The sequence below is a fragment of the Shewanella sp. FDAARGOS_354 genome, from assembly GCF_002209245.2.
Lineage (GTDB): Bacteria > Pseudomonadota > Gammaproteobacteria > Enterobacterales > Shewanellaceae > Shewanella > Shewanella xiamenensis.
Genome location: NZ_CP022089.2, coordinates 1,294,505 through 1,319,129, shown reverse-complemented (window position 1 = coordinate 1,319,129; position 24,625 = coordinate 1,294,505). Strand labels below are relative to the sequence as shown.

At 42.2% G+C, this 24,625-nt stretch carries 23 protein-coding genes and 2 pseudogenes; 15 read left to right on the top strand and 10 right to left on the bottom strand.

The genetic code is table 11. The annotated features are described in order from the left end of the window. Nucleotides 1-440: 440 nt before the first annotated feature. From CEQ32_RS06020 to CEQ32_RS06005, 4 genes are all read left to right on the top strand, one after another. Complete coding sequence (locus CEQ32_RS06020; protein WP_069455088.1) at nucleotides 441-1,532, top strand: cytoplasmic protein; 1,092 nt, start codon at nucleotides 441-443, stop codon at nucleotides 1,530-1,532. 118 nt (nucleotides 1,533-1,650) lie between these two features. Continuing rightward, complete coding sequence (locus CEQ32_RS06015; RefSeq protein ID WP_080612395.1) at nucleotides 1,651-1,863, top strand: helix-turn-helix transcriptional regulator; 213 nt, start codon at nucleotides 1,651-1,653, stop codon at nucleotides 1,861-1,863. Between the two features lie 37 nt (nucleotides 1,864-1,900). Further along, a complete protein-coding gene (locus CEQ32_RS06010; protein ID WP_069455087.1) occupies nucleotides 1,901-3,370 on the top strand; it encodes a YfjI family protein in 1,470 nt (489 codons plus the stop codon). 314 nt (nucleotides 3,371-3,684) lie between these two features. Further along, nucleotides 3,685-4,362: an inovirus Gp2 family protein gene (locus CEQ32_RS06005; protein ID WP_069455086.1), complete on the top strand. Its 678-nt coding sequence runs from the start codon at nucleotides 3,685-3,687 to the stop codon at nucleotides 4,360-4,362. 146 nt (nucleotides 4,363-4,508) lie between these two features. Here CEQ32_RS06005 and CEQ32_RS06000 read toward each other — a convergent pair whose 3' ends face one another. The 9 genes from CEQ32_RS06000 to radC form a co-directional block, all read right to left on the bottom strand. Next, entirely contained in the window at nucleotides 4,509-4,802 is a 294-nt protein-coding gene (locus tag CEQ32_RS06000; RefSeq protein WP_011071641.1) for a type II toxin-antitoxin system RelE/ParE family toxin, read from the bottom strand. Then, entirely contained in the window at nucleotides 4,790-5,074 is a 285-nt protein-coding gene (locus CEQ32_RS05995) for a CopG family ribbon-helix-helix protein (RefSeq protein ID WP_011920070.1), read from the bottom strand. Before CEQ32_RS05995 ends, CEQ32_RS06000 begins: the two co-directional genes overlap by 13 nt. A gap of 286 nt (nucleotides 5,075-5,360) precedes the next feature. Then, nucleotides 5,361-6,083, bottom strand: a complete 723-nt coding sequence (locus tag CEQ32_RS05990) for a lecithin retinol acyltransferase family protein (RefSeq protein WP_069455085.1) — start codon at nucleotides 6,081-6,083, stop codon at nucleotides 5,361-5,363. Nucleotides 6,084-6,162: 79 nt separating this feature from the next. Beyond that, nucleotides 6,163-6,729: a site-specific integrase gene (locus tag CEQ32_RS05985; protein WP_037430233.1), complete on the bottom strand. Its 567-nt coding sequence runs from the start codon at nucleotides 6,727-6,729 to the stop codon at nucleotides 6,163-6,165. Between the two features lie 108 nt (nucleotides 6,730-6,837). Next, nucleotides 6,838-7,245 (bottom strand): DUF2787 domain-containing protein, encoded by a 408-nt coding sequence (locus tag CEQ32_RS05980; protein ID WP_088585694.1) that lies wholly within the window; start codon nucleotides 7,243-7,245, stop codon nucleotides 6,838-6,840. 189 nt (nucleotides 7,246-7,434) lie between these two features. Next, nucleotides 7,435-7,848, bottom strand: a complete 414-nt coding sequence (locus CEQ32_RS05975) for a DUF2787 domain-containing protein (RefSeq protein ID WP_088585693.1) — start codon at nucleotides 7,846-7,848, stop codon at nucleotides 7,435-7,437. A 237-nt stretch (nucleotides 7,849-8,085) separates the two neighbouring features. After that, nucleotides 8,086-8,442 (bottom strand): type IV toxin-antitoxin system YeeU family antitoxin, encoded by a 357-nt coding sequence (locus tag CEQ32_RS05970; protein ID WP_122040745.1) that lies wholly within the window; start codon nucleotides 8,440-8,442, stop codon nucleotides 8,086-8,088. Nucleotides 8,443-8,584: 142 nt separating this feature from the next. Then, the gene (locus tag CEQ32_RS05965; protein WP_088585692.1) at nucleotides 8,585-8,947 is read right to left on the bottom strand and encodes a hypothetical protein; all 363 of its coding nucleotides are present in this window, start codon (nucleotides 8,945-8,947) and stop codon (nucleotides 8,585-8,587) included. A 40-nt stretch (nucleotides 8,948-8,987) separates the two neighbouring features. Beyond that, on the bottom strand, nucleotides 8,988-9,482 hold the full coding sequence (gene radC / locus CEQ32_RS05960; RefSeq protein ID WP_192959155.1) for a RadC family protein: 495 nt from the start codon (nucleotides 9,480-9,482) through the stop codon (nucleotides 8,988-8,990). 134 nt (nucleotides 9,483-9,616) lie between these two features. Here radC and CEQ32_RS05955 point away from each other — a divergent pair, with 134 nt between their 5' ends. The 11 genes and pseudogenes from CEQ32_RS05955 to pglX all read left to right on the top strand — a co-directional run bounded on the left by CEQ32_RS05955 (nucleotide 9,617) and on the right by pglX (nucleotide 23,392). Continuing rightward, nucleotides 9,617-9,826, top strand: a complete 210-nt coding sequence (locus CEQ32_RS05955) for a helix-turn-helix transcriptional regulator (protein ID WP_192959167.1) — start codon at nucleotides 9,617-9,619, stop codon at nucleotides 9,824-9,826. A 146-nt stretch (nucleotides 9,827-9,972) separates the two neighbouring features. Then, nucleotides 9,973-10,929 (top strand): hypothetical protein, encoded by a 957-nt coding sequence (locus CEQ32_RS05950; protein WP_088585690.1) that lies wholly within the window; start codon nucleotides 9,973-9,975, stop codon nucleotides 10,927-10,929. A gap of 26 nt (nucleotides 10,930-10,955) precedes the next feature. Continuing rightward, nucleotides 10,956-11,999: a helix-turn-helix transcriptional regulator gene (locus CEQ32_RS05945; RefSeq protein WP_088585689.1), complete on the top strand. Its 1,044-nt coding sequence runs from the start codon at nucleotides 10,956-10,958 to the stop codon at nucleotides 11,997-11,999. Beyond that, nucleotides 11,996-12,697, top strand: coding sequence for a hypothetical protein (locus CEQ32_RS05940; RefSeq protein WP_011626014.1), 702 nt, complete (start codon nucleotides 11,996-11,998; stop codon nucleotides 12,695-12,697). The genes CEQ32_RS05945 and CEQ32_RS05940 overlap by 4 nt, the downstream gene beginning before the upstream one ends. A 307-nt stretch (nucleotides 12,698-13,004) precedes the next feature. Next, nucleotides 13,005-13,523: pseudogene (locus CEQ32_RS05935) on the top strand (WYL domain-containing protein); the annotation flags it as partial. A gap of 110 nt (nucleotides 13,524-13,633) precedes the next feature. Further along, complete coding sequence (locus CEQ32_RS05930; protein ID WP_001206290.1) at nucleotides 13,634-14,842, top strand: IS4-like element IS10A family transposase; 1,209 nt, start codon at nucleotides 13,634-13,636, stop codon at nucleotides 14,840-14,842. Between the two features lie 15 nt (nucleotides 14,843-14,857). Next, a pseudogene (locus CEQ32_RS05925) lies at nucleotides 14,858-15,220 on the top strand (WYL domain-containing protein); the annotation flags it as partial. A gap of 16 nt (nucleotides 15,221-15,236) precedes the next feature. Continuing rightward, the gene (locus tag CEQ32_RS05920; protein WP_088585688.1) at nucleotides 15,237-16,037 is read left to right on the top strand and encodes a BrxA family protein; all 801 of its coding nucleotides are present in this window, start codon (nucleotides 15,237-15,239) and stop codon (nucleotides 16,035-16,037) included. After that, a complete protein-coding gene (locus tag CEQ32_RS05915) occupies nucleotides 16,021-16,569 on the top strand; it encodes a hypothetical protein (RefSeq protein WP_001115853.1) in 549 nt (182 codons plus the stop codon). The genes CEQ32_RS05920 and CEQ32_RS05915 overlap by 17 nt, the downstream gene beginning before the upstream one ends. Before the next feature lie 12 nt (nucleotides 16,570-16,581). After that, nucleotides 16,582-20,271, top strand: coding sequence for a BREX system P-loop protein BrxC (gene brxC, locus CEQ32_RS05910; RefSeq protein ID WP_088585687.1), 3,690 nt, complete (start codon nucleotides 16,582-16,584; stop codon nucleotides 20,269-20,271). 4 nt (nucleotides 20,272-20,275) lie between these two features. After that, the gene (gene pglX, locus CEQ32_RS05905; RefSeq protein ID WP_226871882.1) at nucleotides 20,276-23,392 is read left to right on the top strand and encodes a BREX-1 system adenine-specific DNA-methyltransferase PglX; all 3,117 of its coding nucleotides are present in this window, start codon (nucleotides 20,276-20,278) and stop codon (nucleotides 23,390-23,392) included. Between the two features lie 9 nt (nucleotides 23,393-23,401). Here the strand turns inward: pglX and CEQ32_RS05900 are convergent, their stop codons facing one another. Next, the gene (locus CEQ32_RS05900) at nucleotides 23,402-24,610 is read right to left on the bottom strand and encodes an IS4-like element IS10A family transposase (RefSeq protein ID WP_001206290.1); all 1,209 of its coding nucleotides are present in this window, start codon (nucleotides 24,608-24,610) and stop codon (nucleotides 23,402-23,404) included. Between the last annotated feature and the right edge of the window lie 15 nt (nucleotides 24,611-24,625).

Genomic DNA, 24,625 nt, shown 5'->3' with positions numbered 1-24,625 from the left:
CTTGCATCTTAAGTGATCCATTTCAGTTCATGATTTGCATTTTATACTGCCCCGAATTGTCTGAAATTTATCAAGGATAGTCGACTGTTTAGACTTCGAACAGTGGCTCACATTTCTATGCAAATAGTGGATCAGTTTGGGATGCAAATTAAGGAGTTGGATTGAGTTACTGGCGTAAAGTGATAGGCCTCCAGACTCTTATAGTGAAGTGAAAATCAGTAAAGTGAACTTGTTTGCTTAAACTTCCAAGGTGTAGAGTGCTAACTCTTGACACATTACTAAAGCCCACTTTAAGCATTTTTTTACACATGGTCACAATAAAAGGTTGAAAATATTCACGAGTTAAGCTATCTAGTGAGGGAAAATTTTAAAAAACAAATTCATTTTATCTGCTATTTCTGCTACTAATAGCAGAAATAGCAGATAAAATGGATGTGTCAATGCAAAAAATTGTAATGTTATCGGATGTGAAATTAAATACTAGCGTAGATGAAGTTATACAGCATCTTTTGCAAGAAAATAAACCCGTCTTAATTTTTCCTCCTGCTAATATAAATGTTTGGGCTGTCTATGAAAGGCATTCACTTAATATTAGAAATTCTATAATGCGGACAATAAAGAATTCTAAGCAACGAAGGATTTTACCAGAGAGAGATAAAAAGACTGAATCATTTCCTCCGGCGACATTGGTTCCGAAAACAGAATATCTAAGGTTGGGGAGTGATGACTTGGCCGTATTAATAAAAAACGGAATTGTTAATTTGAAGTTCATCACTGAATTCTACCTGCATACTGAAAATCTCGATCATGAATTAGTGAGTAGTGATATATATATAGACAGACATGAAGTACCTATTAACGCTAAAGACTTGGGAATTAATGGGCAGTCAGAATTTCATGAATATACTCATAAAATAAAATTTTGTTTTACGAGGAAAAACTTTAATTTTTTGGCGCGAGAAAATAGTATCGACAATGAACTTGTATCCTTGAAGACTACAATTGATTCAGTCTGTGTTTTTGAACGTGATATTCTTTCATTTGTTAATCAAGCTTTCGAACGAGAGATAGATATTCCTGACATTCCCGAAACAAGTCCTTACTATGTTAAAGATTTCCTAAGTAATAAATCCGATCTGGACCAATTATCTATCTTAGGCTTCCGTTACTATTGGGGGAAAACGGCTAATCCGCCCAAAGTTAAAGGATTGGTAGAGTTGATTATGAATCAACTCGGTTATGCTCAAAAAAAGGCAGAAGCGGCGGCTTTTTTTCTCAACCCTAATCCCGATGGCCTATGCGGTAAAGATAAAACCATTGCAGATGGTTGCCAGTTTCCATACTTAACTTACTGCCTCGAGCGTTTTTGGCATAATCAGGAAAAATACAATAAAAATATTACAGCTGAAATTATAGCGTTTTTAGAGAGAAAAGAAGGAGAAGAAGAAGGTTTTTCGAGTGATAATGCTAAATACGCAGAATTAATTTTAAGACCAAGTAAATTTCTTAGGGGACCAAAAAAACGCATATAATACAATGGATAATGCACCTTAGGTGAGCAAAGGGGACCGTTTTTACCCCGTTTATTCATGCTTGATAACCATCTAATCTCAGGGTTGTAGACGTTTATTCACAACTCTGAGGACGATTATGAACACAACTCTCACAAGCAATTCCATTATTAGACTGAAGACCTTGGTTCAGCTTACAGGGCTTTCGCGTTCAACTATCTACGATAAACTCAATCCCAAATCCCCCAGGTTTGATCCACTTTTTCCGCGAAAAGTTTGTCTTGGCGCTCGTGCCGTAGGCTGGTACATGCAAGAAGTCGAACAGTGGCTGCAAGGTAGAAGATTTTTCTGACCTTACGAGTAATTAACTTTTAAAATAAAGGTGGTTTATGAATTTTTCTCGATATCCCAATTATTTTCCTATCTCGGATGGCAGTTTTCCAAATCTAAGTGCTGCTCCGTTAATGCGCGATGCTTTTTTTGAAACTTTTGAATCTGTTCAGGCTCCATATAGCATGATCGCGTTAGTTCAGCTAAGCACTATTTCAGCTGCTTTACAGGGGGCAGTTAATGTATCGCTCCCAATTAATAAAATATGTCCTGTGTCAATATTGGCAATTACGATAGCCGAATCTGGTGAGCGAAAATCAACTGTTGAAAGCCAATATATGGAAGTGCTTAAGGCAGCACAAAAAGAATTACTGATAGAATTCCGAAGCACACATAATAAATATATAATAAAAAAGGAAATTCATGATGAAGAAGCGGTAAGGCTAAGAAGACGCCTATCAAAGGAAAAAGATGATGAAAAATATGAATTAGCACTTAATGAATTGCAAGCACATCGTGATGCTGAACCGATAAAACCAAGAGCACCCAAATTTCTTTATCAGGATATAACCAAAGAAGCATTGCTTTTAGGATTATATGAAAACTTACCAAATGCATTTCTAGGTTCAGATGAAGGTGGGGTTTTATTTAAAAGTTCTATTATGCGAAATTCCCCAGTTATTAATTCATTCTGGAGTGGAGGGGATGTCAATATAGATAGAAAAACATTAGAGTCTTTTGTGGTGTCTGATGCAAGACTAACGATGCATATCATGACTCAATGGAGTGCATTGCAAGATTTTCTTGGTCGGTCGAAAGATGATTTGAGGGGAAATGGTTTTTTTGCTCGAGCAATAGTGACTTGCCCTATCTCTTTATGTGGTTACCGACAAGTTAGTGGATTTGAGTTTTCTAAGAAAGCGACTGAAAAATTTAACGATAGAATAAAGCAGTTACTATTAAATGTCATTGCTATGGAAGATTATAGGAACAGGGTCACTGTCACATTCTCAAATGATGCTAAAAATGTGTGGCTAGATATTGCTAATGACATCGAAATTAAAATGGGCCCTGGTGGCATGTATGAATGTGCAAAAGACCATGCATCCAAGGTGCCAGAGAATATTGCTAGGGTTGCAGCCTTGATCCATTGTTTCGAACATCCGGGTGATTTTGTAATATCTGTAGAATCCTTGTGGTTAGCCGTTGAGTTGTTAAGTTATTTCTCAAATGATTTTATGCGAGTCTTTTGTCCACCACCAAAATATGTGCTGGATGCATGTGCGCTGAACGAATGGCTGAAACCATTTGTTGCTTCTGGAATAAGATACATGAGGAAAAATTTTATTTTACAGTACGGTCCAAAGTGTATTCGTAAAAAAGCCGATTTACAAGTTGCATTAGATTATCTAAAGCAAAGCAATCCAATAGTTGAATTTTTGAGATTTAAGACTAGAGTAATAGATTTATTATCCCATCAAATACCTGACTGTGATAAACTAGATGAAGATCTGGCGCGCTATTCATGAACGTGCTTTTTAAATCATAATAAACCGCTTTAATTTGTATTATACTATGCATATTAATTCAGAGTGACTATAACTGTTGGTTACTGTTAGTTTTATTGCATAAGTTTAAAATGTTGTTTTAATCTGGTTGGTTTTAGATAGTTTTTATTTAGGGTGTTAATAGTATTATATCTGTGTTTTATATGTTGTTTGCTTAATTTTTAATTTAGTTGTCTGGTGTGCTACATGGGTGTTTTTATTCATCGAAATTAATGTGTTAATTTCGAGTGGTTAACTACACCCTTAAAATAGTGATTGGGAAAGGAGAGTTAGAAATGGGTAGTATTTTTAATAGAAATTTAACGGTGCTAACAACACCTCAATATGATGGATTACACACACTTTCACTTAAGAATGGTACAATTGAAGAGTATTTATTTAACATTCGCTCAGTTATGGATTGCGTTGTGCAGAATTATTCAAAGGTATTTGCGGTAAGAGTTGATCTACGATTTCCTGATATGTTTGAATCGAGTGATACAGCAGTGATCACCCGTTTCTTCGAATCATCGAAAGCCCAGTTAAAAGCGGATTATCAGGCGAAACTGCGAAACACAACTGACGGTCAGGTTCATGCTAGTGAGTTATTTTACATCTGGGTTAAAGAGATCAGCGGAAGGGATAAGTGTCATTACCATGTCTGTTTGTTCTTCAATGGCCATGCGTATAAAAGTTTAGGAAAGTTTGAATTGGGTCGGGCTAATATGTATAACCGTATTCACAAAGCTTGGGCGAGTGCACTAAGGTTAGATATTTCCCATGTTCAAGGGTTGATCCATTTCCCAGAAAATGCTCAATATTTACTGTGCCGTAACCAAGCTGATTTCACTTACATTTACCAAGACTTGTTTAAAAGATTAAGTTATTTTGCTAAAACTGACACGAAAATTTATGGAAATGGCAATCACAACTTTGGTTGTAGTCGTGTCTCGGGTCGGTTACAAAGTTGGTGATTAACTTACTTAGCATGATTGCTGCTAGTACAAATAGGGACGTAAAGGGCAAGGGGCTCAAATCCCTTGCTTTTGTCTTTATAGAGAGCAGCAGTATATTCATAATTGCACATCCATGAGAAAACCTCTTTGCTGATGCATCTCTATCAATATCCGGCTTCTTTTTGGTGACGGATACACAATACGGTCAATCGTTCGCCGCCATCATACTGGTACATTGCCAGATAACCCGTATCACCAAAGTCGATGAGCAGTTCCCTAAAGCTAAAGTCATTGTCATCGATAGGCCGACCAATGTCTGGATAGCTTTCCAGTTTTCTAATGGTATTGATTATGGCGCTGGCAGCCCGTTGTGCGGCAGGGGGATTTTTACTGCGAAGAAACTCACGTAAGCGTTCTAAATCACGTAATGCAGTGGCAGTGAAGACTATTTGTGGCATGTAGGGGCTGCCTTTTCATTTTCACTCCCCCAGGACTCCAGCCAACTTACCACTTCGTCACCGGTGACATGCAAGCCTGATGTCTGGTGTTCTTCCCATGCGCGTAACGCTTCTTGCTGCAAAGCTTCGCGTTTCTCTTCTCTCTCAACGTATTCACGGATCGCTTCACGCATCATCCAGTGTGATGAACGTTTACGGGTTTCGGCTAAATGCTCGACTCTGGCTTTAATATCGGCATCTAATTTAACCGACACGGGTTTGATTGTGCTCATCTGTGACTCCAAAAGTAATGCTTAGTACTACTAGGTAATACCTTAGCATAACGTGGTACAAAAAAATATTGTTTACACGGTATACTTGTTTGCTCGAGCAACGCCATAAAGCTCAAGGATGATAGAAGATAGTTTGTATCGCTTAACTGGGCACTAATGTTACGCCGTCATCACGCTAATCTTCAACGTAATCGCAATAAGGATAAAAACGATAGCGGCGACATGCCGCTTCGTTTATAGGGTTTGGCTAATGGCTGACTTAGCACTCAATACCGTCGCAGAAGCATTATGACCTTAACCAATGCCATGCATCGGCTATCAGCTCTGCACCGGCTTTTACACCATTGATGCCCACTTCTGCTGTCGTCAACACGGTGTTTAAGCCAGTTTCTACACTGCCGGTGACGAGTTTGAGCCCCGCATCGGTTATCTCACCTTGGCGTAAGCAAGCATAACTTTCACCTAGAGTTTGGCTGGTGCCTTTTAGTAAGCATTCGGCAGGCTTAGCGACAAGATCTCCAGGCGTGCCTAGCAGCGTGTTAACGTTATCGGGTAGCCCTAGGTATTCACCAGTCATTTTGATGGCGGTAGAGGCTAACACGACGTTTGCGACAGTCCCCGTGGCCAGCTTTGACGCGCTTCTCCCCAGTAAGCCTGCTCTGGCAGAGCCTTGCAGCGCCATGTGAGTGAGATTACTTACTTGATTGGAGGTGCTACTTCCCGCTAAGCATTCATTAACGAAGTGCTCACAATTGTTGGTAGCTACGCCGTATGGGCTGTGACCCAGCTGACTGCGTGCAAGCTCAATGGCTTGATGAGGAAACAGCGTGGACTTCTTTACTCTAACGCTATGGCCACCAGCAAATTGCTGCAGGTTGATTTCTTCGATGATGCCCTGTTTAGATAAGTGGATCACATGGCCATGACCCACATACAGGCCATGGTGTTCGGTTAAGCCAAGCGGATCGATATTGGTGACCAGATGATCACCTGGATGAAATGTATACATGGTATGGACTCCAAGAAAAACAACGCAGATAACCTTAGGTCGCATCTGCTAATGGGTTGAATAGGGTGTGTTGATTGACTCAGATTTCCAGCTCGACAAAGTCCTTATCGACTTGCTGCTGAGTAATGCCGATATAACGCAGGGTGACCGCTTCCGATTGATGCCGCAGCATGCGCATCACCCGACCAATGTCTTTGCAGGCTTGATACAGGTGATAGCCGCGGGTTTTACGCATCGAGTGGGTGCCCAGGGCTAACTTGATATCGTCACCGACAAAGGCAAACGCTTTGGCGACTGCACGCCGTGTCAGCGGTTTCGCGGGGGCCTGCAGGTCTTTGGCTTGGCTCGAGCGGTGGGATTGGAACAGGTAGATATGTTCAGGGTGACGCTGGTGGATCGCCTCAATCAATGCCAGCGTCTTCGGGTTGAGCTTGATGCTGGCGCGTTTACCGGTCTTCTGCTCAATGATATTTAAGCGGTCGCCGTTGATATCGCTGAACTTGATGGCCAGTAAGTCCGAGATCCTAAGGGCCAGGTTAAGGCCGATATTCCAGACATCGGCCATCTGCTGACCAAAGTGACGTTCGAGCAGGTAACTGATAAGCTTGATGGTGTCGCGGTTCTTGACCGCTTCGACTTCGTTCATGCTGGGTTCCCTCAATTAGCTATGTGATGAATGTGGGTACCAGCACATCGCAAACCCGCATCGGGCCTGCATTGCTTGGTTCCCAAAATACCTTTGTGGGCACCAAGTTCAGTCGGTGCTGACCTGAACCTGGTACACCTCCATCTTGAGGTAGTTGCAAAAGTTCTCCAGCAGCAGCCGTACCTGGCTGTCGGCATGCTCGAGGTAACAGCGGCCAAAGAAGCTGTTGTAGACCTGCTTCTCCTGAAACAGCACTTCCATTTCTTTCTCAAGCTCAGGGAAGGGCCCGCCGCAGTAAGCAAAGTCGGTAAAGTAATTGAGATACCAGCAATCACCTTGGCGGTAGAGATTGATCTCCACTGGGTGATAACCGCCGCTCTCATAGCTGTAGTCGGGATCGCGGTAGTTAAAAGTGACGCTGTTGAGACTCGGGTTATTGAGTGCTGCCAGTTGCTGCTCCAACAATTCATAAAAGTGCTCTGGCAGTGGCAGGATGGTTTCGCGATGTATTTTCATGGTGGACTCCAAAACAAAAAGCCCGCGAACGACAGGCGTTGCGGGCAGGGTAGGTTGTTAACGACAGGGGCTTGTCGCAATGAATTAGACTGATTAGCGCGGGAGTGATGCGCTTGGCCTGTTGATAGCGATAGAACTGAAACCGGTAGATATGATTAGGATGTTCGCGCGAAATGAGGGCGAGGCGAGTTAATCCAAACTCACTTCCACTTGATAGACTTCCATCTGGTAGTAACTGACAAAGTTATCGCTGAACAACTTAATCAGCTCCTGTGATTCCCGCTCCCCAATCCAGCCGCTAAACAGGCTATAGACCTGGTTGCTGTTAAAGCAGATATCGATATCTTTAACCAGTTCAGGGAAGGGATGACCGCGAAAAGCAAAGTCGGTGACGTAGACTAAACGCCAGTGATCTTGTTGTTTCTCAAGCCTGACTTCGACGGGATGAAAGTCACCCGCTTCGGCGCTGTAATCAGGATCTCGAAAATTAAGGGTGATGGCGTTGGCGTCTTTTGGTGTGACGTTGGCCAGTTCCTTTTCAATCACTTGGTAAAAACGATCGGGCATCGCTGGCAGTTGGTTACGCTTGATAGTTAATGTCATGGAATATTCCTTATTTAAAAACGGGCATACGCAAGAGCTAAGGCGTAACTGCGCCTTGGCTCTTGTTGTCTATGCGGTTTGAAAACAGTTGTTGGTCAAGCTGTTTAACGTGAGTCGCTATGGGCTACTTGTTAGGGTTATTAAGCTGGGGGGGAGGGCTAGGTGCTTACAGTTAGGGGATTAGTACTGGCTCACGAGTTAGAACAAGTTATCGAGTGAGGGCGAAGTTGCTGGTGGTCAGTGGCTTAGCTTTGGTTTAGCTTCGGTTTGATAAATCGCAATATACAAATAGCCGTGGCTACCTAAGGTATCGGCCTCACAGGTAAAGCCTGCGTGTTCAATGCTCACGCAGTGCTGCTCAGTAGCATCAATCTCGCCTTCGGCCACCAGCCGCTCAAGCTGTTTAACGATAGCGGGAAAGGCCTCGACAAATTGTTGTTTAATTGCTGATGGAAATTCACCGACAAAGCTTGTGCGGTCATGGAGATAATCCAAGTGCAGACCGCGTAAAATCAGTCTCGCACCAAAGCGGGGAGACACTTTACGGGGCAAGCCCCAGGCGTGCTCAATATCGAAAAGTTTTAGGGTTGTCATAGTGACCTCTATGGTTAAAGGATGAAACTAAGGGAATGGCTTGCTTGTTAGCGGACTAGCGAGAGCGGTGATAAATGCCAAGGCGAGTACAAACGCTGAATACAGCTGGCTAGGGAGCAGGATATCGGGCAGGTAATCGTTTTTAGGTATGCACACTCCAATTAGGCTGTTCATTACTGCCATGGTTAAAGTACACCCCGTTGATCACCCTTTGCCATTCGCCTGTTGGCACACCATAACTGTCACAGGGGCAAACATAGCGGCAAAAGGCAATTTCCTTGGGTAAGTGTTCAACCAAATCACGGTGAAACACACTCAATACGGTTTTATGTAGCTTTGGATTCGGTGCCACAATCGGCTTGCCAATCACTTGGCCCATGGCATTAAGTGGCCGCACAAACATCGGCAAAATGAGTTCAACAGCTAAGCGATTACGCAGCTCAGGAAAAGCAGCGCAGGCTTCGGCAACACAGGCCTGTGAAAAGCTATCGGTAAATTCAATCATGATGGACTCCTTGATTTGGCGTTATAGGTTTAAACACTGGCTAGAGTAAGCCGCGCTCAGCAAAGGACACTGGTGTGCGGCCCACCACGATATGGTCAAGTACGCGCACATCGATAAGTGCTAATGCATCGGTTAATCGTTGAGTGATGTGCTTATCTGCAGCCGAAGGTTCAGACTCGCCGGAGGGATGGTTATGGGCAAAAATCACCGCCGCCGCATTAACGGCCAACACAGCCTTAACCACTTCTCTTGGATAAACACTGGCAGCATCTAACGTGCCAAAGAACAACTCTTTAAACTCCAGTAATTGATGTTGATTATCGAGCAGCATTACCGCAAACACCTCCCGCTCATAACCGCCCAGTTTGTAAGTTAAAAAATCTTTAGTGGCTTGAGGGTTGGTATAGGCGTCCTTCTTCACATAGCGCTCGGCAATGATATTGGCGGCAGAGGCTAGGATCGCTTCGGCAGTTTGCGGCCAATGGTTTATAGGTTGGTCTATTGAGTTGTTAGGTTCAGTCGCTTTTGTTGACATATCAGGCTCCTTGAAAGCGTTAATGGGCTTATGCACTGGAGTGATATATATCTAAAAATATTTGGAAAAGTTAAAAATTACTGGCATATCTAATGGAATGAAACCATTACCAAGAGTTCAGCATGACACTAAACATAAAGCTAATTCGAATAAAAGACGTGATTGACACCACAGGTTTAGCCCGTTCAACCATTTACAAGTATGTCGATAAAGGTATTTTCCCCAAAGCAGTGAAGCTGAGCAGTAGATCTGTTGCATGGGTGGAAAGCGAAGTGCAGGAGTGGATTTTGGAAAGGATAGCGCAGAGGGATGGAGCGGCCTCAAATCGTTCCTCTTCTTGTTAAATCTGCTGCAAAAGTAGTATTAATTTTCTCTCAAAATTTTATCTTTCGACTGATATTGACGACACCATTTGACGTTAAAGCTAGCATCATATTGCTCAGGATGTTGCTTTAGTTGCAGCATTATTTGGCATTTAGGGGTAAACGCTATGATGAGTCAGTATTGGGATGAGCTGTTCAATTACGTTTTTAATGATTTTGTTAAGGGGTGGGATGGTTTGGAGTTAACCTCTCATAATCCGATAATTTTTCTCCAAGAAAGTGATGATTTTTCGGCTATTTATGACTGGAGATCGCAAGAGTTTGAAAACGAGTACTTTGACAGTCTTCTGTTAATGCGTCTGTTTGTAATCTCGTGGTCAAAACCCTTACAGGGCTTAGCTGCATGGTTGAAAAAAGACATAATCTATTCGGCCTCATGCTTCAAATTTTCCCAGCCGTTACTACAGCGACTGTACACTTTATTTTTGGAAGATAATATCTCGCTAAAGCGTCATATACAGAATGGTAGCTTTGCTGGAAATGATGCCACCCCTGCAGCATTGATCACTGCCGCTGAAACCGTGTTGGATCAATACCTCTGTCGATGTGAAAGGCTTAACCGCCGTTTTCGAGGTGACAAGCGTCGTTGGCAGGAGGCAGATTGGTTCGCTTCTGCGGCACTAGAAAATGGTCTAGCGCAAGGTAAAGTTCGGTTCAGAACGAAAAGAGACCGAAAGTTTGATTGTTACTTTGCAGAATTATTTATGGCGGCGACAGTGCTAAATGAGTACTACCCCAAAAGTCCTCTTATCCGTGCTTTGGCAACTGTGCCATTATATTTTCCGGCATCATATGACTACTTTGAGCCCTATTTTCAACGTTATGTGCAAGAGTTATACCTGCGTAATGCTGACCCTTGGTTTCTATTCGAACTGATGCGTCATATTGTGCCCGAAGCGTTTTTATTTCTCTGTAGTAGAACTCTCTTCAGCATGCGTGAGGGAGAAGCTTTAGTGCGTTATTTTGACGAGTTGTATCCGAGTGATGGCTTGATAGGTTGTTCACATACTAAAGCTGAATACTTGCAATGTTTTGGGAAATTGGCTTTGATAAACCCAATATAAGAAAGTTTGGACACAGAGAACGATAGATGACAAACAAGGATGGTTTAAAGTGCCCAAGTAAAACGGTGAATACAGTTCATCGTCAATGGATGATCTTGAAATATCTCTCAAGGACTGCAGAACGTAAGACAACCGAAGAGCTTCGCAATTATTTGACGTCTGAAGGGGTAAACCAGACGCAGCGGACTATTCAACGTGATCTTGCATTTTTGGCAGATATTTTCCCACTGCAATGCGATAGAGACGGCCACCAGGTGCGCTGGTATTGGCAACGTGATAGTCGTACTGAGCTGATGACTGGGCTCTCATTTTCAGACAGTATTTCACTGCTGTTGGTGCAAAGCTCGCTGACGTCGCTGCTACCTAAGTTGTTATTTAAGGGACTAGAGTCGCAATTTACACTAGCAGCAAGTACGCTATCGAAATCAAAAACATTGGCTAATTGGTCCCAAAAATTTGCCAGTATTGAGCCAGACCTTTCCTGCTCGCCGCCTGCTATTGATGAAAAGGTGTTGGAACGAGTACAAAATGCAGTGTTACGCGAACAGCAGCTTGAAGTGAGTTATCAACCCATTCATCAGTCTGGGCCTAAATCTTACCAACTAGCACCTTTAGCATTAGTGCTGCGAGGCCAAGTGCTGTATCTACTGGCAACAGTTGGGAAGCATACAGATGTGCGCCGGTTTGCCATGCATCGCATGCTGGCTGCAGAGCTTTATGGCGAAGCGAATCCAAAACGAGATTTTAACCTACAAACCTATCTCGATACTGGTGGCATGCAATTCACCAGTGAAGGTTCTGTGGGTTTAATAACCTTTAAAGCAAAAGTGAAGGTGCAGCAAGCCGATCACCTTGAAGAACAACCGTTAAGCGACGATATGCAGCTTAGCAAAATTGATGATGAATGGTGTTTATTAACCGCCACCGTTATTGATAGCTGGCAACTGCGCTGGTGGATTATGTCGCACGCTGCCAATGTTGAAGTGATGGAACCAGAAAGTTTGAGAGCAAGCATAATTAAGCAATTAGACAGCGCACTAGCGTTATATTCAAAAAAGGATGAAGAATGAACCATATTGTAGAAGTTACTCAGGATGCTTTGACCCAAATGTTACTCAATGGCTTCGAAGCCTTTGTTATTAAGCATGGAGGCAAAAAGCGCAGTGGCATTGAATTTCATGCTTCGCTGTACGGTGACGTTGAAATCAATGAGGACAAGGGGGAATATCATAACTTAATCCAGTTTGTCTCTGTTGATACTTCCGCCAAAATGGCAAGTGGTTCTGTTGAAAGCCTTAGTGAAGCTGAAGACTTAAAAGAGCAGCTTGCAGAACAGCTGGGCTACTACCGCCTTGGTAATATGCATAGCCATCCCTACCTGATGGAAGAAATGCCATTAGATGAAGTTCGTAAGCGTGGATGTTTATTTTCAGAGGGGGATGAAGCGTACTTTTTGCAGGAATTAGAACGCTATGAGTCAGAAGATGCGTATCTATTGGAGCTGGTTTTAACAATCAAGCAGTTAGATAAACAGAATACGGCTAGAGATGGTCGTATTGATGATTCGGTCATTGAGTTTTCTGTTGGTAACTGTAAATGTTTTCTCCGTGCCCAAGCATTCTCAAAAAATGATGAAGGAGAATTGGTAGAGGAGCCAACAAGACTGAATTGTGAGTACTTAGAAAAATTCACATACATTAGTGCTGATTTTGGGAGAGTAAAAGCTAAGCCGAACCGTAAGAGAGTACTCGAATATAAACCGCGCTAATCGTTTATCAAGAGACACTTGTCGTCCTCAAGTGTCTCTTACTGTTTATAGACAAGTTGTGCATATGGATTGTTAGACCTATCTCAGGTTTGTTAATGTCCGGCGAGTCGAGCCATGCCTATAAATAATTGTTTGAAATTTGAGCACGTTAAAGAAGGCTAACTTTTTGCTTCAAATCACAATTCCACACTTGATAAAAGTAGCCGCTGGGTAAACTAATTGGTAATATTAGCCTACTTAAATTCGGTAGATTGTATAACAATTCTCAGTTTGTTGTACTACCATGTGAGCATGCTAAGGATAGACCTTGACTCAACTAACATTGGAAAGTTTAACGCTTGCGCAGCGCGAGCGACTGGCTCACATTGACTTTGTGTTGATGTTTAAAGGTGAGGCTCGTCGAACCGATCTCGTTGAACGATTCAATATTGCTCCTTCCGTAGCGACCCAAGACTTTGCTCGTTATAAAGAAATTGCCCCGCAAAATGTGGTTTATGATGAAAAGCGTAAGCAACATCTTAAGGCTGCATCTTTTATATCCCTTTTCGATTTTGATGTGATCAGAACCCTAGCCACCTTAAGCCAAGGCTTTGGTGATGGTTTTTCTGGCCAGCGCCCCCCCCCGTTGGCCTGTGAAGCGCCTTATCACCTTAACAAACCGAGTTTATCGATAGTGGCGAAAGTCACTGAGGCCATACACAAAGGCAAAGCCTTGAGCATCACCTATGTGTCGTTATCGAGTGGTGAAACAACGCGTGAAATTGTACCGCATACGCTGGTGGACAATGGACTGCGTTGGCATGTTCGTGGTTTTGACCGCAAGCATAGTGCTGAAGAATCCCCTGATGATTTACAAATAAATCATCAAATTAGAGTGGAAGCGCATCTTGTTGCATGATCAAATGGTTTCGCTAAAAACTACACTTGGACAACAAGATGCGCGAAGCCAATATCCTACAACATTCTTTACACCAATACTGCCCAGAACTTCACCTAAAACGATTAAACAGCTTGATGCTGGCCTCTAAGGCACTGATTGAATGTAAGACACTGACCTTGACTGAGTTAGGTCGAAATTTACCAACCACGGCCCGAACCAAGCACAACATCAAGCGCATTGATCGTTTGCTCGGCAACACGCATCTGCATCAAGAACGGTTAGCTGTCTACCAATGGCATGCCAGCCTCATCTGTTCTGGTAACCCTATGCCGATTGTGCTCGTCGATTGGTCAGACATCCGAGAGCATAAACGCATCATGGCTCTGCGCGCCTCAATAGCCTTCAATGGCCGCTCTATTACCCTGTATGAGAAGTCCTATCCCCTATCAGAACAATGCTCTAAGGCCTCCCACAACGGTTTTTTAGCGGACTTAGCCAAGATTTTACCTTTGCATGTTACCCCTCTCATCGTGACTGACGCGGGGTTCAAAGTGCCTTGGTACAAAGAGGTTGAGGCGCATGGTTGGTTTTGGCTAAGCCGTATTCGCGGTACAGTTCAATTTGCAGATATTGGCGCTGAAAATTGGCGTGCAGTTCGCAGTACACATGACTTGGCCAACGGTCAAGCGAAGAGCCTGGGTTGTAAGACCTTGACCAAAACTAACCCTATCAATTGCCATCTCACGCTTTATCGTAGCAAACCTAAGGGGCGTACAAATCAGCGTTCAACGAGGACTAATTGCCACCATCCATCGGCAAAAACGTACTCAACATCGGCGAAAGAGCCTTGGGTGTTAGCCAGCAATTTACCACCAGAATCTCGGAGCCCAAAGCAGCTGGTAAACCTGTACGCCAAACGTATGCAAATAGAGGAAACCTTTCGTGACCTCAAAAGCCCGGCATACGGCTTTGGCTTACGCCAAAGTCGTACCAACAGTCCAGAGCGATTCGACATCATCCTACTGATAGCGTTGATGGTTCAATGCCTGTTGTGGCTAGTTGGTTTACACGCACAGCAACAGGGCTGGGATAAGCATTTTCAGGCCAATACCATTGGGCATCGAACGGTACTCTCAACGATTCGCTTGGGATTGGAGGTGCTCAGGCGGCCTGATTATCAAATCACGGAGAAAGAATTGCTGGCGGCCTGGGTATTATTCGCCAATCAGTTGCTCAAATATGGCTATGCTATGGCTGATTTATGAGGGGATCCTTCAGAGCATAGTGAATTCCGAGATTTTGTACTAACCAGAATTAAAGCAGCGGTAGTGCTTGAGGATTCCACTCTGTTAGAGATTGAACTTGAGACCCAAGACCGGCAATGGAACAGATTTGTAGAGCTGGAGTTAGTGCCGCACCCACGTATTGAGCACAGCGAAGCGATTGAACTGGATTATGGCATGACGGGTGGCGTTCTAAAGGTTGAGATTAGAGCGGCAACCGCAGGCTATTTGCTTCGCCAATGGCATGTGGATTGTTCTAAAAAGTCCGAATTAGAGCCAAGAGATTTTCAACTGGCGCTGAAAAATCTAGGTGCCTTATATGGTGTGGGAAATTTAAAAATAGCACCTGGTTATGAATAATAAATAAGATATACAAATGAAAGATTTAATAGAGAAAATGAGTGTTCAAGATTATAATACTGCAATTAAAGATATTGCGGGCCTGAAAGACTATACGCTTATTTTTAATATAATTAGCGCCTATTTTTGTGAGCCTAATTTGACTGGCTCGAAGATAAATGATGAAAATGAGTTTGACATTAGAACTTCAAAAACGCGCAATAAAGTAAGTTGGGCGATTAATAAGGCAATTCTGAAGTTCATTAATCAAGACCATGAGCTTTTAATTAAAAAAATTTATCTTTCAGATGCACCTCTAATAGATAAGAAGTTTGGTTTCTTATGGCATCTATGCCTAAATAATAGGTTGTTCAGAGATATCACAACACAAGTTTTCAGTAAAGTGTATTTCACAGGAAGAGCACAGATTTCACAGGACGACATCATTGCCTTTCTAAAAGATAAAATGTCCTCAGCGGACCCTGATTTTCCGCAATGGTCAGAAGATACTTTGTATAGGGTTGCAACAAAGTACCTCAGTTTAATGACTAAGTTTGACTTTGTGACGGCAGGGCGGCTGAAGTCTTTCAATCATATTCGCCCAACACCTGAGGCATTGGTGCTTTTCGTATATTTTTCCAATCTATTCTCACCTGAGATAAAAAATATTTTTGAGCATGAATTGCTTCCTGCAAGTTTTATAGCCAAAGAAGATATTCAAGACCGATTCAAAAGGCTTTCAATGAAAGGCTTTTTTGATATGAGTTTCAATGGTGTAGCGCTCAATGTCGAATTAACTCATACCTATAAGGATATATGCGATGCCCTTTATAGCTGATCACAAACAAAAGTTTGCTGACCTAGACTTTAATATTGAAAACCAAGATCAGCTTCGTCGGCAAGCCAATGGTGGTAACAGTATATTGTTTTCTTATTGTCCAGGTGAGGAAAATTTATACATTGACAAAGCGAGAGATATTTATGAAGAAAAAGCGGAATTCATAGATATCAGCCAATTACTTGTCAGATTTATAGATTCCGATGGCTGGGATGCTTTTTCCGAGTACTACAGAGATTTTATTAACACTCCACATGTTGTTTTTAAATCTGACGATCCAGAACAAGACCTTTTTGACATGATTATTTCAGCCATTAAACAGGCGTGTGAAAAAGATAAGATTCCATTTCTTATTCGAAGTGGTTGCTTGTATGGCACAGGTATAGAGAATGTAAACATAATGGAGCACAAAGATGTTATGCAGCTAAAGCATCCTCTTGTCATTTTCTATCCATCGAAAATATCAGAAGACAATATTTTATTCTTGAATTTTAGACCAGCATCAAAGTATCGCTGTACGTTAGTGAAATAGGGATTAATTTAAATGACAATCATAAATGAAATACTAACGTTAGATCTCAAAGAAGACATTAAAAACGTTATTGACCTTGAAGACCGTTCAGAGACAGAGATTCAACACGAAATCGAGTCATACATCGTTACCGAAGGTATTGGTCGACACCTCTACGAATTTACAAACCAATTCACCTCTAATATTAAAGAAACAGGTGTCTGGCTATCAGGTTTTTATGGCTCTGGTAAGTCATATTTCGGAAAGATGCTGGGTTATATAATAGATAACCAGATTATAAATGGCACCCCTGCACGTGAGCGTTTTATACCGCGTTTAAAAGGTGTAAGTGATGCAGGTCTTATTGAAAATGCCCTACGCAATCTTGACGCAATTAACAGCCGTGTAGTGTTCCTAGATGTTGCAAAGCAAAATACTGAACGTGGATTGGCGTTCACCTTGTTTGCTAATCTACTTAAAAACCTTGGTTTTCGTGATGATATTTACGGTTATATGGAGTTTGATCTGCTCCTAGATGGTAAATACGACGAGTTTAAATCTATTGTCCAAAAACTAGAGTCGAAGGATTGGGATGAGCTAAAGAAAAGTAATCGGCATGTCGCTAGAGTTATGCGAAAGGTCTTTGCCGAAATGGGGTACAGCGAGTCAGATTATGAAGATACTAAAAGCGTCTACAGTGCTTCGATAGAGGATTTTTCTGCCAGTAAATTTAAAATGGAACTGGAAAAATATCTTAAGTTTAATTCAGAAGAAACACTAGTCTTTGTTTTCGACGAGGCGAGTGAGGCTATTAGCCAGAAGAAATTTACGCTTTTAGATTTAGAAGGGATTAGTGAATCGCTATCGAGTATAAGTAATAAAGTTTGGACCATAGCGATTGCACAAGAAAAGCTCGACGACGTGATTAATAATGCTAACGTCAGTCGCAGTAGTTTGACCAAGGTTACCGATCGTTTTAAAACCAAGATTCACCTTGAGTCTACAGAAGTAGACGTCATCATTCGTAGTCGATTACTTCAAAAAACAGAACAGGCAAAACAAGATTTAGTTGCTTATTACCAAAAGAATGAAGGCCTAATCAGCGACGCCACCAATCTGAAATCATCGTTCCCTACGAAAACGGAAACAGCTGAAGATTTTGCGGTGTATTATCCTTTCCACAAATATCAATTCGATATTTTGCAAAAGTTCTTGTTTAGCTCAAACGCTTTAGTTGCTACACAAATTGCAGCACGAGGCATGATTATCACAACATTTGATGTGCTACGTAAGCAAATGCGTGACAAAGAGCTTTATAGCTTTACGCCAGGGTTTGCGATATGTGATGAAGCTCAAACCGCGCCACCAGTTGCGTTGGTCAACAAATACGATACAAGCCGCAAAATATTAAAGGAAAATGGCAGCAGCATTGTTGGCGAGAAACTGCTCAAAACCATACATCTCTTATCTGACTCTGAAGTAGTTGCACCAACGGTTGAAAATATTACTAAAAGCTACATTACTGACATCACTGCTTACTATGAAGTAAAGCCAGCAATCGAAGAAGCGCTAAAGCTGCTGCTCGAAGCAAAAGTATTACTACTATCAAACAACAATTACAAAATCACATCAGATCTTGAGGGCAAAATGCTCGATGAAATGAAAGATTTTGATGTTGAACTTTTCAGCAAAAAGCGTGAACTAATAAAGTACATTAAGGATTTAAAAATCTTCAATGCTGTTGCGTCATACAGCGATGGCAGTGATGTGTTTAAATTTAGCGTGCTGTCGGACCAAGACGATGAGTTAGCACCTGTAGGAAGCAAACACTTAAAGATCACAGCCTATAGCTTGTTCAATATCAGTGATGATCGTCAGGATTTTATTGAACAACTGAAGCTTGATACTCAGTATCAGAAAGAGCTTATTACCTTGGTGCCAGATACTTCAGAATTCTCCCAGATTGATAAATTGATAGGCGAAGTTATGCGCTACGCCTACATGGAGGAAAAATACTCGAATGAAAAAGATGCCGATAAGCGTCAAATTATTCGTGAATTTGAAATTATACGAGAAGAGAAGCAACGAACATTAAGAGGGCTAATTCAAGACGCATATCACAATGCATCCCTGATCTACATGTTCGACGAGCACCTGTTGAACGTTGATACATTTAAGGGAACCATTGCCGAAAACCAGCGAAAAATGGTGAAAAACATCTACACCAAGCGTTTATCAAGTCAACTTTCTGATAGCCTGGTCTCGAAGATTTTCAGTACACATAAAGAAAGCCTGAATAAGTTATTTACCGCTAATGATTTTGCATTCTTCGACGGTCACGGCAATTTTACTGGCGATCACCTTAAAATTGTTGAAGAGATCAACGCTAAGATAAAGTCGCGCTATATGGACGGGAAATCCTTAGAAGCGGACTTGTCAGGTGCTCCATGGGGCTATAGCTACGGAACATTAGTAACGACTCTTGCAGTACTATTCCGTGCCGGTCGACTATCGGTTAAGTTTAACGGCGACACCTATTTTTCTCATGAGCAAAAAGCGGTTCACGATGCCTTTACGAATACCACCAAGTTTAAATCTGCGTCGTTCAAATCGATTACTGCAACGCTAACCGCTGTACAGAAGAACCAGGCAGTACAACTACTGATGGAACTCGAAACACAGGATCATATCGGCAAAAAGGTAGATTGGAATACAAACGATTTTGACTTGGCTGACAGTATTCGTTTGATGGCTGAACATTTTATCAGTGCTATTACCAACCTGAGTGATACTGTTCAAGATTTTGAAGAACTATTCCCCAAAGTGGCAGGTTTAAAACAAGACTTGCAAGGTTTCGCGGGTAAAGTTACCGAGAGTAACTATATCGAAAAGGTTGAGTATCTACTTAATAACAGCGATACGTTCAGCGATGCGGTTCAAGCCATATTAAAAGCTCAGAAATTCATTAAAAAGAACTTTCCTAAAGTTAAAGAATTTAAGCGCTTTATTGACGATGTTCGAAGCGAGCTGATAAAAGCTGATCGCAGTGACAATAACATTGATGAAGCCTATGAAGAATTCGAGCGCTTATTCAAACTGGATATGGTGAAAAACTTTGTCAATCTCCAGCAACAAGTACAACTTGTAAAAGATGCTTATTACAAGTTAGTTAAGACAGCATCTATAGGTATGAGTCACGAGTACAAGGTCCTGAGCGGTAAAATTGAGGCTGCTTTTCGTGAACTTAAGAATTACCCTGCGGCGCCGAACCGACTAAATCAGCAAAAGCTTGATGCCTTAAAAGCCTACGCAGAAAAACGAGTAGTTGGTGAACCAGTACTTGCGTTCAGCATTAGTTGCTCAAATAGTGGTTTTTCTCTCTCCGACATTTTGAATTACACAGCTCAAGCACCGCTAAAAGATAGCGAGCTGCTTATCGTGCAAAGTAGTTTTATCACAGAAGAGCCACAGCCCGAGCCTTTACCCACACCGCAGCCTACACCTAATCGTGATCCCGATGGTAGCGAGCCTGCACCGGCCCCGACTCCAGTTCAATCACCTGCACCGAAACAACCCCGCAAAGTTGCTTTTAAAGTTTCTAGTAAGGTGATGACAGTGCAAGAGTATAAAACCTTGCTGACTACGCAGCTAACGGCGCTTGCTGCGGCCAAGCCCGATGAAGAAATCGAACTAACTATAGATATTAATAGCGAAGGACTGTAAGCCCATGAAATTAGCTGACCACGTAGACCATTTAAGAGAGCTGATTGAAGCCGCCTTCGATAAGCAATTTGCTAGACTGGGTTTTAGTAAGACCAAGCAAATGGACGCCATCCAGGTAGAAAAACTACCAGAGGAAGTTAAAGCTAAGCGTGAGCGCTTCGCCGTGATGCTGGATAATCATATTGGTGAAACCGGTGGCTATGAAAGTGCCAGAGAAAAGCTACTGGATGAATTAACGTTTACGTTATTCAACCGCCTTGCCGCCATAAAGGTGATGGAGGCAGCAAGCTTATTTCCGCCCATATTAACAAAGCAGAAGGAGCATGGTGATCGTTCATTTGGCCATAAAGCCTGGCTAGAAATGAATCCGCACATGCGTGATGAAGAGCTGGAAGGTATTCGCGATTATTTAAAATCAGCGTTTGACGAACTTGGTCAAACGTTGCCGTTGTATAGCAAAGCCTACCCTTATGCGCTTTTACCTGATGCTATTAGTTTAAATGATATTATTGACGCCTTTAATGTGGTTGATACTGACGCGCAAGCTAACGAATCATCAGAAGAGACCATCTGGCAAAGTGATGATGTTCTCGGTTGGATGTACGAAAGCTACAATAACGCCAAGAAAAAGGCCCACAAAGACAGCGGTGATAAAACCGAATACAACAAGGTATCACTGCAATCGCAGGTGTACACGCCGCGTTGGGTGGTGCAGTTCTTAGTGGAAAACTCACTGGGTAAAATGTACCTCGAGATGTACCCGCACTCTGAGATTAAACAGCGCTATAAAATTGCCAATGCACCAACAACGCAAATACGATCACTTAAGCCTTTACATGAAGTGCGCACTATTGATCCAGCTTGTGGTTCGGGCAACTTTTTATTGTATGCCTTTGACTTCTATTACGAGCTTTATCTGGACCAAATTGAAAACTATGGTGCAGACTATGATGAAAAAGACATCCCTAAACTCATCATTGAAAACAACTTGCACGGTATCGACCTAGACGATCGCGCTATCCAGTTAGCACAGCTTGGTTTATTTATCAAAGCCAAGAAAAAGCGCCGTACAGTCGGTGAGTTGCATTTCAAAGTGGTATCGTCCGATTTCTATCTGCCTGAGTATGCAGAAGTAAAGCATATCTTCGAACAGGGAAATTTGGTATCGGCTCAACAGCGGGAGTTCATTGAGAAAGTATGGGCTGATCTCATGCAAGCCTATAAGTTTGGCTCGCTGATTCATATTGATAAAGAGTTAAAAGAACAGCTATCTCAAGTAAAAGAACGTGCGCTTGGCGAAACGTTTGATTCGACACAAAAGCTAAAAAAGAAAATTGTTGAAGGGGATCTTTTTGCAGCAGCAGACTATGCCGAGCACCAAGAATTTGCAGAAAATTTCTTTGCAAATTTGTTTGCTGCGGTAGAGCAGTATGCTCGAACAGAACGCAATACTTTCTTAAGTGGCAAAACGCGAGATGCGATTACATTCTTAGAGCTGTTAACCACTGAATACGATGTTGCAACCGCTAATCCTCCATACACGGATAGTGCGGACTTTGGGCCAGACCTAAAAGAATTCATCGAAGACAACTATAAAAAACCATACAAATTCAACACCAACTTGTACGCCACATTTATCAAGCGTTGCTGCGAACTTACAGATAAGGAAGGTAAGGTCGCCATGGTTCATCCGCCAACATTTATGTATATCAAGACATTCGAAGATGTCCGAAAATATATGATTGAGAAAACGAGCATCGATCTATTCGTGGAGTGGGGCTATTTGGGAATGTTCCATCAGTCAGCTCGAGTTGATGCCGCGATGTATGTCCTTGATAAAAATAAACAAGAGAAAGACTCAACCTTTATCAAGTTGAACCACATTTATGAAGGCAAACGTTATAACGCTTTTGTTGAGGCATATGATAATTTGATCGATGGTGTAGCTTACCAAAATAATTACACCATCCCGCAATCTAAACTAAAAATTATCAAATCATGGCCGTTTATCTATTGGATTTCTGATGAGTTTAGGGGAAAGTTTGAGCATAGTAGCTTCGATGATACAGCGATGGTTGTTTCAGGGGTAAAAACTGGTGATAACGATAGATTGTTAAGATTCTGGTGGGAAGTTGACCCGTCTGATATTTCAGTTGCCTATTTGGAAGACAAGAAAACATGGGTACCATACTCAAAAGGTGGCGACTTCAATAAATGGTTTGGTAATATTTGGTTGTGTGTTAATTATAAAAATGACGGACAGGAAATAAAGAAGAGCAAAAACTATAATCTTTTACTGCCAAGTAAATCTTTTAAAAAAGGAATTACATATTCTGCTACATCAACCAAAGGGGTTTCTTTCAGGCTTTTAGAAGAGCATTGTCTCTTTGATATGAAAGGTTCTTCAATTATTTTCTCCGACTCAACTAAAACAGAATATGCTCTTGCTTTATTAAATTCGAAACTTAGCTCATACATTGCTAACTGTTTAAATGGGACAGTAGAAACGCAAGTTGGCGATATAAAGCGCATACCTTATGCGGAAAAAAATAAAAATAAGATAGAGAAGCTGTCAACTGACAGCATCAATATTAAGAAGCATCTACAAAAATATTCGCTGGTTGAGTATTTATTTAAAGCTAGTCCATTCGATATTTACGCAAGAGACTTAGATTATAAAAAATCAATATTTTCCTATCTAATCTATGAAAATCACTTGTTAGCACAGGTTCTAATCAACGAAGCTATCATGAATGAGTTGATCTTTCAGGTTTATAATCTAACAGAGCACGACAAACTTATGGTGCTGGCAAAAGAAGGTCAAAGTATAGGAGGTCTTCCTGTTTCGAACGAAGCGAGAGATGCCTATCTGGCGGAAGAAGCTACCATAGAGTTTCCTATGGATGCGATTCGAGATTTTGTATGGTCACTTCAAACCAGAGAGTTTTCTGACGAAGAGCGAGAGTTGGTTGAAAGCGAATTCTTAAACCTTTACCAGGACAATAACGATCTGGAAGCGTTTTGTATTCGACATCAGATCAACCCAATAAATGTTTGTTATTGGTTTAAGCAGAGCAATAAAATTCCTCTTCAGCGGATGCGTAAGCTGGCTATGGACTGAAGGATCCCCTCATAAATCAGCCATAGCATAGCCATATTTGAGCAACTGATTGGCGAATAATACCCAGGCCGCCAGCAATTCTTTCTCCGTGATTTGATAATCAGGCCGCCTGAGCACCTCCAATCCCAAGCGAATCGTTGAGAGTACCGTTCGATGCCCAATGGTATTGGCCTGAAAATGCTTATCCCAGCCCTGTTGCTGTGCGTGTAAACCAACTAGCCACAACAGGCATTGAACCATCAACGCTATCAGTAGGATGATGTCGAATCGCTCTGGACTGTTGGTACGACTTTGGCGTAAGCCAAAGCCGTATGCCGGGCTTTTGAGGTCACGAAAGGTTTCCTCTATTTGCATACGTTTGGCGTACAGGTTTACCAGCTGCTTTGGGCTCCGAGATTCTGGTGGTAAATTGCTGGCTAACACCCAAGGCTCTTTCGCCGATGTTGAGTACGTTTTTGCCGATGGATGGTGGCAATTAGTCCTCGTTGAACGCTGATTTGTACGCCCCTTAGGTTTGCTACGATAAAGCGTGAGATGGCAATTGATAGGGTTAGTTTTGGTCAAGGTCTTACAACCCAGGCTCTTCGCTTGACCGTTGGCCAAGTCATGTGTACTGCGAACTGCACGCCAATTTTCAGCGCCAATATCTGCAAATTGAACTGTACCGCGAATACGGCTTAGCCAAAACCAACCATGCGCCTCAACCTCTTTGTACCAAGGCACTTTGAACCCCGCGTCAGTCACGATGAGAGGGGTAACATGCAAAGGTAAAATCTTGGCTAAGTCCGCTAAAAAACCGTTGTGGGAGGCCTTAGAGCATTGTTCTGATAGGGGATAGGACTTCTCATACAGGGTAATAGAGCGGCCATTGAAGGCTATTGAGGCGCGCAGAGCCATGATGCGTTTATGCTCTCGGATGTCTGACCAATCGACGAGCACAATCGGCATAGGGTTACCAGAACAGATGAGGCTGGCATGCCATTGGTAGACAGCTAACCGTTCTTGATGCAGATGCGTGTTGCCGAGCAAACGATCAATGCGCTTGATGTTGTGCTTGGTTCGGGCCGTGGTTGGTAAATTTCGACCTAACTCAGTCAAGGTCAGTGTCTTACATTCAATCAGTGCCTTAGAGGCCAGCATCAAGCTGTTTAATCGTTTTAGGTGAAGTTCTGGGCAGTATTGGTGTAAAGAATGTTGTAGGATATTGGCTTCGCGCATCTTGTTGTCCAAGTG